11 protein-coding genes are annotated in these 10,222 nt (G+C 70.9%); 3 read left to right on the top strand and 8 right to left on the bottom strand.

The features are described from left to right. Positions 1-135 precede the first annotated feature (135 nt). Positions 136-702, bottom strand: a complete 567-nt coding sequence (locus AB0C38_RS47240; RefSeq protein WP_360687454.1) for a TetR-like C-terminal domain-containing protein — start codon at positions 700-702, stop codon at positions 136-138. 91 nt (positions 703-793) lie between these two features. Between AB0C38_RS47240 and AB0C38_RS47235 the strand changes: the two genes are divergently transcribed. Genes AB0C38_RS47235 through AB0C38_RS47225 form a run of 3 tightly spaced genes read left to right on the top strand, consistent with a single transcriptional unit; the run spans position 794 to position 2,882 of the window. Beyond that, on the top strand, positions 794-1,162 hold the full coding sequence (locus AB0C38_RS47235; protein ID WP_360687451.1) for a DUF4267 domain-containing protein: 369 nt from the start codon (positions 794-796) through the stop codon (positions 1,160-1,162). Positions 1,163-1,198: 36 nt separating this feature from the next. Further along, complete coding sequence (locus AB0C38_RS47230) at positions 1,199-1,681, top strand: TrkA C-terminal domain-containing protein (protein ID WP_360687448.1); 483 nt, start codon at positions 1,199-1,201, stop codon at positions 1,679-1,681. A gap of 7 nt (positions 1,682-1,688) precedes the next feature. Further along, a complete protein-coding gene (locus tag AB0C38_RS47225; protein WP_360687445.1) occupies positions 1,689-2,882 on the top strand; it encodes a cation:proton antiporter in 1,194 nt (397 codons plus the stop codon). Here AB0C38_RS47225 and AB0C38_RS47220 read toward each other — a convergent pair. The 7 genes from AB0C38_RS47220 to xerD form a co-directional block, all read right to left on the bottom strand. Further along, positions 2,879-4,723, bottom strand: coding sequence for a Xaa-Pro dipeptidyl-peptidase (locus tag AB0C38_RS47220; protein WP_360687442.1), 1,845 nt, complete (start codon positions 4,721-4,723; stop codon positions 2,879-2,881). The two genes, AB0C38_RS47225 and AB0C38_RS47220, sit on opposite strands and share 4 nt — an antisense overlap. A 348-nt stretch (positions 4,724-5,071) precedes the next feature. Further along, on the bottom strand, positions 5,072-5,824 hold the full coding sequence (locus AB0C38_RS47215; RefSeq protein ID WP_360687439.1) for a pseudouridine synthase: 753 nt from the start codon (positions 5,822-5,824) through the stop codon (positions 5,072-5,074). Then, complete coding sequence (gene scpB / locus AB0C38_RS47210; protein ID WP_360687460.1) at positions 5,811-6,794, bottom strand: SMC-Scp complex subunit ScpB; 984 nt, start codon at positions 6,792-6,794, stop codon at positions 5,811-5,813. The genes AB0C38_RS47215 and scpB overlap by 14 nt, the downstream gene beginning before the upstream one ends. A 56-nt stretch (positions 6,795-6,850) precedes the next feature. Continuing rightward, positions 6,851-7,786 (bottom strand): segregation/condensation protein A, encoded by a 936-nt coding sequence (locus tag AB0C38_RS47205; RefSeq protein WP_360687436.1) that lies wholly within the window; start codon positions 7,784-7,786, stop codon positions 6,851-6,853. Next, entirely contained in the window at positions 7,786-8,205 is a 420-nt protein-coding gene (locus AB0C38_RS47200; RefSeq protein WP_360687433.1) for a cobyrinic acid a,c-diamide synthase, read from the bottom strand. Before AB0C38_RS47200 ends, AB0C38_RS47205 begins: the two co-directional genes overlap by 1 nt. Then, entirely contained in the window at positions 8,202-9,173 is a 972-nt protein-coding gene (locus AB0C38_RS47195) for a ParA family protein (protein ID WP_360687430.1), read from the bottom strand. The genes AB0C38_RS47200 and AB0C38_RS47195 overlap by 4 nt, the downstream gene beginning before the upstream one ends. Before the next feature lie 135 nt (positions 9,174-9,308). Then, entirely contained in the window at positions 9,309-10,211 is a 903-nt protein-coding gene (gene xerD / locus AB0C38_RS47190) for a site-specific tyrosine recombinase XerD (protein ID WP_360687457.1), read from the bottom strand. Between the last annotated feature and the right edge of the window lie 11 nt (positions 10,212-10,222).

Here is a 10,222-nt window from a genome sequence, read left to right as displayed (position 1 = left end):
TCGCCGCCGGGGTCCTTTCTGCCGGTCGGGCCCGGGAGGTGATCAGTCGGCCCGCGCGCGGGCCGACCCTCCAGGCACGCGAGCCGACTGTCCGGGTACGCGAGCCGACCGTCCGGGCACGCGGGTCGACCGGGTTCAGCCGGCCCGCGCGCCGAAGCGGGCGACCACCAGCGCGAGGCGCTCGTCACGGTGCTCGGGCGACAGCCGGCGGCCGCGGTCGAGGGTGATCAGGCCGTGCAGCGTGCTCCAGAACACCTCGGTCAGCGTGCCGGCGGTGTCGTCCCCCGCCACCGGCGCGACGACGGCGAAGAGACCCGCGTACGCCTCCTGCATCACCTCCGGGGTGTCGTCCCGGGCGAAGGGCAGCTCCGAGGCCAGCGTGAACATGGCGTCGTACAGCGCCGGTTTCGCCTCGGCGAACTCCACGTACGCGCCCGCCACCCCGGCGACGCCGCGGTCGCGCGCCGCGGCGAGCACCTCGGCCAGCTCGGCGAAACCCTCCAGCGCGGCCGCCGTCATGATCGCGTCCTTGCCGCCCGGGAAGTGGCTGTAGAGCACCGGCTGGCTGTACTCGATCAGCGCCGCCAGCCGGCGGGTGGTGACCGCGTCCCAGCCCTCCGCTTCGGCGAGCTCTCGTGCCGCGGCGACGATCCGCCGCCCTCGCTCGGCCTGGTCGCGGACGCGCCGCTGTCGCTGGGTCATGCCGCTGATGCTAGCACCGCTAGACAAACTAGCGCCGCTAAGTTAGCGTTGCTAGCAATCCTAGCGATGCTAGAAAACTGGAGGGAACACCATGCTCGTCACCGGCTACGTCCTCGTCTCGATCGTCACCTTGGGGATCATCTACGTCGGCCTCAACTACCTCTTCGCGCCGGCGAAGACCGCCGCGGGCTTCGGCTTCCACGACATCCCCGAAAACGCCGACGCCTTCTTCAACCTCAAGGGCGTCCGGGACATCGGGTCGGGCCTGGTCCCGCTGGCGCTGATGATCTACGGCGACCACCACGCCCTGGGCTGGGTGATCCTCGCCGAGAGCTTCATCGCCTTCGGCGACATGGCGGTCGTCCTGCGCCACCGCGGCAAGAAGGCGTTCGCGTTCGGCATCCACGGCCTCACCGGCGGCGTCATGGTCATCGCGAGCCTGCTGCTCCTGCTCGGCTGAACATCGCGAATCGGACACGTGGGTTACGGTGGTTGGGTGAACGTCGAAGTAACTCCTCTGCCCGGCATCGGGGTCCGCAAGGACTTCAGCACCCGTACCGGCCGCCGCATCGGCGTCGTGACCCAGCGGGACGGCCACACCGAGCTCATCGTCTCCAAGGCGGACGACGCCGACGCCTGCGCCGCGTCCATCCCGCTGACCGCGGACGAGGCGGGCACGCTGGCCAACCTGCTCGGCGCGCCGCAGCTGGTCGCCCAGCTCACGGAGGAACACCGGGACCTGCCGGGCATCAGCACCCGGCAGCTGCCGATCAAGCCGTCCGGCCCGTTCGACGGCCGCACGCTCGGCGACACGGCGATGCGCACCCGCACCGGGGTTTCGGTGGTCGCAGTGGCGCGGGCGGGGCAGGTGCACCCCTCGCCCACGCCCGACTTCACCCTCACCGGGGGTGACCTGCTGGTGGCGGTCGGCACGAGCGAGGGTCTCGAAGCCGCCGTCAAGATCCTCAAGTACGGCTGAGCGCACGATGGACCACACCGCGCTGTCCCTGATCGAACTGGGGGCGGTCTTCTTCGTGCTGGGCGTGCTCGGGCGCCTGGCCGGGAAGATCGGTCTCTCCCCCATCCCGCTCTACCTGCTCGGCGGCCTCTGCTTCGGCTCCGGCGGGCTGATCCCGTTGACCGACATCGGCGGCTTCACGCACCTGGCCAGCGAAATCGGCGTCGTGCTGCTGCTCCTGCTGCTCGGCCTCGAATACTCCGCGGCCGAACTGTTCACCGGGCTGCGCCGCTCGTGGACCGCGGGACTGCTCGACATCGTCCTCAACGCCGCGCCGGGCGCGGCCGTCGCGCTGCTGCTGGGCTGGGGCCCGGTCGGCGCGATGGTGATGGCGGGCGTCACGTACATCTCGTCGTCCGGGATCGTCGCGAAGGTCCTCGGCGACCTCGGCCGGCTCGGCAACCGCGAGACGCCGGTGGTGCTGTCGATCCTCGTGTTCGAGGACCTGGTGATGGCGCTCTACCTGCCGATCCTCACGGCGGTGCTGGGCGGGGTGTCGCTGCTCGGCGGCATGGAGGCGGTCGGGATCTCGCTGCTGGTGATCACCGTGGTGCTGGTGATCGCGCTGAAGTTCGGCCGGTACGTCTCGGCCGCCGTCGACAGCCCGGACCGCGAGGTGTTCCTGCTCAAGGTGCTCGGCGCGGCGCTGCTGGTGGCGGGCGTCGCGTCGGCGATGCAGGTGTCGGCCGCGGTCGGCGCGTTCCTGCTCGGCATCGCGATCTCGGGCTCGACGGCGGAGAACGCGACGCACCTGCTGGAACCGCTGCGGGACCTGTTCGCCGCGGTGTTCTTCGTGGTGTTCGGGCTCAACACGAACCCGGCGTCGATCCCGCCGGTGCTCGGCTGGGCGGTGGTGCTGGCGGTGGTCACGACGCTGACGAAGGTCGGCACCGGCTGGTGGGCGGCGCGCCGCCAGGGCATCGGGAAGATGGGCCGCGCCCGCGCGGGCGCGGCGCTGGTGGCCCGGGGCGAGTTCTCGATCGTCATCGCCGGGCTGGCGGTGACGGCGGGAGCGGTGGACGGCGAGCTGGCGGCCCTGGCGACGGCGTACGTGTTGCTGATGGCGATCCTGGGCCCGACGGCGGCGCGCGTCGTCGAGCCGATCGCCCGCGCGCTGCAACGGAAGTCGGCCACGCGCACGGCTCCCGCCGAAGCGAGCTAGCGCAGGTTCGCCCGGTTCTCCGACGGCACGTACGCGCCGCCCTCGAGGGTCGGGTGGGTCGTCGCGGCCGGGACGACTCCGGCCAGCGGTACCGACGCCGACGTCTTCGCCAGGTCCAGCGTCACCCGCCCAGGCTGGGCCGGGCCGCGGATGAAGCTCGCGTCCGTGCCGCCGATGATCAACGCCAGTGCGTGCCCCTTCGGCACGATGTGGTCCGTGGATGCCAGGTCGAACGTCATCGTGTACGCCGTCCCGGGTGTCAGGACCTGTTCCTGCGAAAGCGAAGCGTAGTTCGCCAGGTCCGCCCAGCCGCGGCTGAGAATCGTGTAATTGACCTTCTTCACGTCCGCGGAGGCGATGCGATAACAAGCGTCGTCGCCCGCCGCCGAGGAGCCCCAGCAGTTCTCCGTGGTCCCGGTCTTGATCCCCTCGCCGCTGCCCGCGAAGTTGCGGATCGTCGCCGCGCCGAGGTCGACGAGGATCGCCGACACCCGGGCCGAGGATGTGCTCGGCGTCGCCGTCACCGTGACCTTCGAAGTGCCGGACACCTGCAGGTCCGACGCCAGCGTCCCGGTCGAGTAGGTCAGCGCCGCGCTGCCCGGGTTCGTCACCCAGGTGTCCTCGCCCACGTTCGGGTTGTCGGTGAACGACGCCGTCCCCGACGCCGCCGCGGTCCCCAGCGAGCCGGAAGTGTGCGGCCGCAGCGTCGTCGCCACCGCGTTCGCCGCCGGGTACGCGCTCTGGTCGGCCCACTGGTCCGGCTGCCGCTCGACGCTGGCCATCGGCCCGTTCTGGACGCCGTTGTCGATGCCCATCAGGTAGTGGTCGAACCACCGGTGCAGCAGGTCGACCCACGCGGAACGCCGGTAGTCGAACGGGTCGACGTGCCCGGTCTGCGACAGCCAGATCTTCTTCTCGACGTTCAGCCCGCTCCACCACTGTCCGAAGTGGATCGTCTTGACGTTGAGGTCGTTGACGCCGTGGGAAAGCAGCACGCTGGCCCGCACGTTGCCCGCGTGGGTGACGTAGTCGCGGTCCGCCCACAACGGCCCGTAGTCGCCGTTGGCCGTCGCGCCCTGCCTGAGGACCTGGTTCTGCGCCGAGCAGTTCTGCCCGCTGTTTCGCGCTTCGACGGTCTGCGCCAGTCCGTCCGGGTTGAAGCCGAAGGTCGCGCCGTCGGACCGGTAGTAGTCGTACCAGGAGCTGATCGCCGAGATCGGCACGATCGTCTTCAGGCCCGCGACGCCGGTCGCCGCGACACCGTTGGCGATCGTGCCGTCGTAGGACTTCCCGATCATCCCGACGTTCCCGGTGCTCCAGCCCGCGGTCACCGCGCTGCCGCCCGTCTTCGCGCTGTACCCGGTGGCGCGCCCGTTCAGCCAGTCGACGACCTTGCGCGCCGAGTCGACGTCCGAAGCGCCGCCGACGTCCGCGCAGCCGGCCGAGCGGTTCGTCCCGGCCAGGTCGACGAGCACCGCGGCGTACCCGCGCGGCACGAAGTAGTTGTCGTAGAACAGCGGGAACTTCACCGGTTTCCCGGCGCTGTCGTACGTCTTGAGCTCGCTCTCGTTGCCGCGCCCGCAGCACGAGTAGTACGGGCTGGCGTCCATGATCACCGGCACCCGCGACGTCGCCTCGCTCGGCCGCACGATGTCCGCGGCGACGCGGTCGGGCTTCCCGTCCCCGTCGCCGTCGTGGCCGATGTCCACCCAGACGGTTTCGCGGATCGCCTTCGCGTAGTCGTAGACCGGTTCGCTCGCCCGGGGCGCCGCGGCGGCGGCCGGAGCCACCGTGCCCGCCAGGAGCGCCGCGAGGACCCCGCACACCACACCGAGTCGCATGGCCGTCACGCTAGCGAGCCGGCGCCGATCGCCGCCAGGGCGGAAAGTCGGGCGTACGGTCAACGATCATGACGGAGCAGGCGGTCCGGGCGGCTGCTCTCGTAGGCGCGCAGGGGCGGCGACGCCGACGGCCGTGCGGCTCACCGCGGGCAGGGACGCCTCGCAGTGGCGATCCACACCCGGTTCTACGCCGACTACCTGCTCGGCGCCGGGTGCGGAGCAGGCCGAAGAGTACGGCCGCCCGGCCTCGGACGATCAGACCGCCGGCGGGTTCGTCACCGCCGTGCTGTGACAACCGGGCTTCGCCCCAGGCCGGGGGCTTCGCCACCCGGACCCCCGAAAAGTGCGTCAGAGTTCGACGGCGCGGTAGAGCGAGCCGACCTCGCCCTTGGTCAGGCGGCGGATCGAGCCGACGCGCTGGTTGCCGAGCTGGACGTCACCGACCGCGGTGCGGACCAGCTTGAGCACCGGGTGCCCGGTGTCCTTGAGCAGGCGGCGCACGATGTGCTTCTTGCCCTCGTGGATGACCAGCTCCACCAGCGACTTGCCGGAGTGCATGTCCTTGACCCGGAACTGGTCGACCTTGATGATGCCGTCCGGCAGCTCCCAGCCGTTGCGCAGCTCCTTGCCGAGCCCGCGCGGCACGAGGCCGTCGACCTCGGCGAGGTAGGTCTTGAGCACCTGGTAGGACGGGTGCATCAGGCGATGCCCGAGGTCACCGTCGTTGGTCAGCAGCAGCAGGCCTTCGGTGTTCTCGTCGAGGCGGCCGACGTGCACGACGCCGGGGGTCTCCTCGTAGCGGCCCATCAGGTACTCGCCGACGCACGGGCGGCCGCGGTCGTCCGACATCGTCGAGTGCACGCCCTTGGGCTTGTTCAGGGCGAGGTAGATCAGGTCGTCGCGCAGGTTCACGCGGGTGCCGTCGACGTGGATGATCGCTTCGTCCGGGTTGACCCGGCGGCCCTGCTCGGTGACGACCTCGCCGTTCACCTCGACCCGGCCGGCGGCGATCAGGTCCTCCGCCGCGCGCCGGGAGGCGACCCCGGCCTGCGACAGCACCTTCTGCAGGCGGATGCCGTCGGGGTGTTCACTGGAAGTCATCGATGGTGTCCACTTCGGGTAGCAACGGAGCGATGGCGGGCAGGTCGTTCAGTGACGACAGCCCCAGTCGCTCCAGGAACAGCTCGGTCGTCACGTACAGCGTCCCGGTCGTCTCGGGGTCGGTCCCCATCTCTGCGATGAGGCCGCGCGCGAGCAACGTCCGGATGACGCCGTCCACGTTCACGCCGCGCACCGCGGCGACCCTGGAACGGGTCACCGGTTGCCGGTACGCGATCACGGCGAGGCTCTCCAGCGCGGCCCGGGTCAGCTTCGACCGCTGGCCGTCCAGCAGGAGCTTCTCCACGAACGGGGCATAGACGTCTCTAGTGTAGAACCGCCACCCTTCACCGACGCGCCGCAGGTCGATCCCGCTGGCCCGGTCGGTGAACTTCTGCGCCATGGTCCGCAGCGCGACGAGGATCCGTGCCTTGGGTTGGCCGACGGTTTCGGCGAGCGATTCCTCACTGGCGGGCGAGTCGACGACGAGGAGGAGAGCTTCGAGCGCGGCTTCGAGGGTCTCGTCGGGGGTGACGTCGGGCAGGGAGTCGATGTCGCCGGCGGCGACGAGATCGGACGCGGGATCGGCAGGATCGAGATCGGCGGAGACGGCGGCGTCTTCGGCAGGCGCGGGCTCGGGGGTGGCTTCCGCGGCAGCTTCGTCCGGCTCGGCGGCGGCAGCGCCATCGACCTCGAGTTCGGCGGCGGCCTCGGCGGGCTCCTCCGAAGCAGCCTCCTCGACCGGAGTTTCGTCGGCAGGCGCGACTTCAGCCGCGGCTTCCTCGACCGGAGTCTCCTCGGCAGGCGCGACCTCAGCCGCCGCTTCCTCGACCGGAGTTTCGTCGGCAGGTGCGACCTCAGCCGCCGCTTCCTCGACCAGCGGCTCCACCGGTGAACCGTCCTCGGTGACCGGCTCGCCGGACAGCGCCTCGTCCAGCGCCAGTTCCGCCGCGCCCTCGCCCGGCTCGCCCACGGGCGGTTCCGGCGCCGCCGAAGCCTCAGCCTCGGCCGGTGTCCTGTCTTCGGGGCTCACCCGTACTCCTCTTCGTCTCCGGCGGTGCGGTCCTGCTCGGCCGCCGCGGAGGCGTCGGCCATCGAGCCGCCGATCCAGCGGACGTGCAGCTCCGCCAGTGCCTCCGACTGCTCGAACTGGACCGTCGCCTCGCGGTAGAGCTCCAGCAGCGCCAGGAAGCGCGCCACGATCTCGACCGTGTGCTCGCAGTCGTCCACCAGCTCGCTGAACGTCGCCTGACCCGCCGCGGCCAGTTTCACCCGCAGCAGCGCCGCGTGCTCGCGCACCGACACGCGGCCCATGTGGATGTGGGCGATCGACACCGTCGGCGGCGGCTTCGGCTTGAACACCGCGACGGCGATCTCGGCGAACTTGTCCGGTGTCACGCCCAGCATCACCTCGGGCAGCAGCCCGACGAACCGCTCCTCCAGCGCGACCGACCGCGGGTAGCGGCGCAGCGCGCCCTGTTCCAGCTCGCCGAACAGCGCCGCCACCTGCTTGTACGCGCGGTACTGCAGGATCCGCGCGAACAGCAGGTCACGGGCCTCGAGCAGGGCGAGGTCGTCCTCGTTCTCCACCTCGGCCGACGGCAGCAGCCGCGCGGCCTTGAGGTCGAGCAGAGTCGCCGCGATGACCAGGAACTCCGTCGTCTCGTCGAGGTTCCAGTCGGTGCCCAGCGCCCGCGTGTAGGCGATGAAGTCGTCGGTGACCCGGTGCAGCGCCACCTCGGTGACGTCGAGCTGGTGCTGGGAGATCAGCTGCAGCAGCAGGTCGAACGGCCCCTCGAAGTTGGCCAGCCGCACCTTGAACTTCGACGTGCTCAGTTCCTCGTTGGCCAGGCCTTCGGGGACCATGCCGCCGTGCACCGTCTGGTGCTCCTGCGGTTGCCCTTCCGGGGCCTGCTCGACCGGCTCCGGCGCTGGTTCGGCCGAGGCCGGTGCCGGCTCGTCCATCAGCCCTCGGTTTCGCCGCCGTCTGAGCCGACCACCCGCAGCCGCTGCACCAGCACCGAGTCTTCGCCGTTCGCGTCGAAGTCCGCCAGCAGCACCGCGACGGCCTCACGGACCAGCCGGCCGCGGTCGACGACCAGCTCGTGCTTGGCCCGCAGCGTCAGCCGGGCCTGCTCCATGGCCACGAGCTCGTCGCCGGAGACGTAGACGGTGATCTTCGCGTCGTGCTTGGTCCGGCCGGAGCCGTGCGGGGCCGCGCTGCGGGCGAGCTGTTCGCCCCGCTCGTGGCCCGCGGACTTCGGCTTGCCGTTTTCGACGGGCTCGGCGGGCGCGGGCGGCGCCTGGGGAGGGAGGTCGAGAGCGGGAGTGGAGGTGAGGCGGAAGAGTTCCGACGCTCCGGGCAGGGAGGCGCGCCTGCTCACCGAGCGATCACCTCGCGGGCCAGCTGGCGGTACGCCGCGGCGCCGGCCGACTTGGGCGCCCAGGTCGTGATCGGCTCACCCGCGACCGTCGTCTCGGGGAACCGCACGGTGCGGTTGATGACCGTGTCGAACACGGTCTCGCCGAATGCCTCCACCACGCGCGCCATGACCTCCTTCGAGTGCAGGGTTCTCGGGTCGTACATGGTGGCGAGAATCCCGACTATGTCCAGTTTGGGGTTGAGGCGTTCCTGCACCTTCTCGATCGTGTCGATCAGGAGCGCTACACCTCGGAGACTGAAGAACTCGCACTCGAGCGGGATGATCACGCCGTCCGCGGCGGTCAGCGCGTTCACCGTGAGCAAGCCGAGTGAGGGCTGGCAGTCGACAAGAACATAGTCGTAGTCGTTCATGACCGGACGAAGGACCCGTAACAACGTGTGCTCGCGCCCTACCTCAGCGACGAGCTGGACCTCCGCCGCGGACAGGTCGATGTTGCTCGGCAGCAGGTCAACGCCGTCGACGCGGGTTTTCATCAGCACGTCGGTCGCGCTGACCGACCGCTCCATGATGGCGTTGTAGACCGTCTGGTCCAGTTCGTGCGGCTGGATGCCGAGACCGACCGCGAGCGCGCCTTGCGGGTCGAAGTCGACGAGCAGCACCTTGCGGCCGTACTCGGCGAGGGCGGCGCCCAGGTTGATGGTCGACGTCGTCTTGCCGACGCCGCCCTTCTGGTTGCACATCGCCATGATCTTGGCCGGGCCGTGGCGCTCCAGCGGCGCCGGATCGGCGTGCTCGCGGATCGGGCGGCCGGTCGGCCCGATACCCTCGAGCTTGACCTTCTTGCCGTTGCGCTCCTGCGGTTCGTCGCCGTCGTGGACCGCCGGGGTCGCGATCTTGACGTCGTTGAGGTTCGCCGCCGCCGACCCGGCGGACTCGGCCGAGTGGGCCGGCTGGTTCGGTGTCGACATGGCGGGAAAGCTCCTTGTTCGTCGAGTCCGCCGCAGCCTATGCGCGGAGCCGGAGCCCCGGCAAAGCAACGCGCCGGACCCGAGGGGGCAATGTCACTCGACCGTCGGTCCAGGTGGGAAAGGCTGTACGGCCGTCTAGCCCAGTGCCCGCGGGTGCGCCGTGGCGTACACCTCGCGCAGGGTGTTGACCGTGACCAGCGTGTACACCTGCGTCGTGGTCACCGAGGCGTGGCCGAGCAGTTCCTGGACGACCCGGACGTCCGCGCCGCCTTCGAGCAGATGCGTGGCGAAGGAGTGGCGGAGGGTGTGCGGCGAGACCGCGACGACGATCCCCGCCCGTTCGGCGGTGTCCTTGAGGACCTGCCACGCGCTCTGCCGCGAAAGCCTGCTGCCGCGGGCGTTGAGGAACAGCGCCGCGGTGCCGCGGCCGTGGGCGGCGAGCGCCGGCCGCGCGCGGACGGCGTAGGCGTTCAGCGCGGCGAGCGCGGGGCGGCCGATCGGGACGAGCCGCTGCTTGCCGCCCTTGCCGTCGAGCAGGACGGTGCGTTCGACCTCGTCGACGTCGTCGACGTCCAGGCCGACCGCCTCGGAGATCCGGGCGCCGGTGGAGTAGAGCACTTCCAGCAGCGCCCGGTCGCGCAGCGGGCGTTCACCGTCCGGCGGCGGGGTCTCGAGCAACCGCAGGACATCGTCGACGGGCAACGCCTTGGGCAGCCGCTTCGCCGGTGTCGGCGGCCGGACCTCGCGAGCCGGGTTGTGCTCGGTGAGGCCCTCGGCGTGGGCGAACTTGTGCAGCCCCCGCACGGCGACCAGCGCCCGCGCGGCCGACGAGGCGGCCAGCGGCTGGTGCTCGGCGTCACCTTCCCGGAGAGCGGCGCCGAAGGACATCACGTGCGCTGAGGTGACGCCGGCGATGTCGGCGACGCCCGCGCCGGCCAGGTGCGCGGTGTACCGGCGCAGGTCACGGGCGTAGCTGTCCAGGGTGTTGCGCGCGGTCCCGCGTTCGACGACCAGGTGGTCGAGGTACGCGGCGATCACGCCGGCCGTGC

Source organism: Amycolatopsis sp. NPDC048633 (assembly GCF_040650695.1).
In the GTDB taxonomy this organism is placed as follows: domain Bacteria; phylum Actinomycetota; class Actinomycetes; order Mycobacteriales; family Pseudonocardiaceae; genus Amycolatopsis.
The sequence above is the reverse complement of the archived record's forward strand: the minus strand, read 5'-3'. Positions and strand labels throughout refer to the sequence as shown.

What these genes read in the sequence shown, in the direction of transcription:
- AB0C38_RS47240 (WP_360687454.1), bottom strand. Translation starts at nt 702, where the DNA reads ATGACCCAGCGACAGCGGCGCGTCCGCGACCAGGCCGAGCGAGGGCGG.
- AB0C38_RS47235 (WP_360687451.1), top strand. Translation starts at nt 794, where the DNA reads ATGCTCGTCACCGGCTACGTCCTCGTCTCGATCGTCACCTTGGGGATC.
- AB0C38_RS47225 (WP_360687445.1), top strand. Translation starts at nt 1,689, where the DNA reads ATGGACCACACCGCGCTGTCCCTGATCGAACTGGGGGCGGTCTTCTTC.
- AB0C38_RS47220 (WP_360687442.1), bottom strand. Translation starts at nt 4,723, where the DNA reads ATGCGACTCGGTGTGGTGTGCGGGGTCCTCGCGGCGCTCCTGGCGGGC.
- AB0C38_RS47215 (WP_360687439.1), bottom strand. Translation starts at nt 5,824, where the DNA reads ATGACTTCCAGTGAACACCCCGACGGCATCCGCCTGCAGAAGGTGCTG.
- AB0C38_RS47205 (WP_360687436.1), bottom strand. Translation starts at nt 7,786, where the DNA reads ATGGACGAGCCGGCACCGGCCTCGGCCGAACCAGCGCCGGAGCCGGTC.
- AB0C38_RS47195 (WP_360687430.1), bottom strand. Translation starts at nt 9,173, where the DNA reads ATGTCGACACCGAACCAGCCGGCCCACTCGGCCGAGTCCGCCGGGTCG.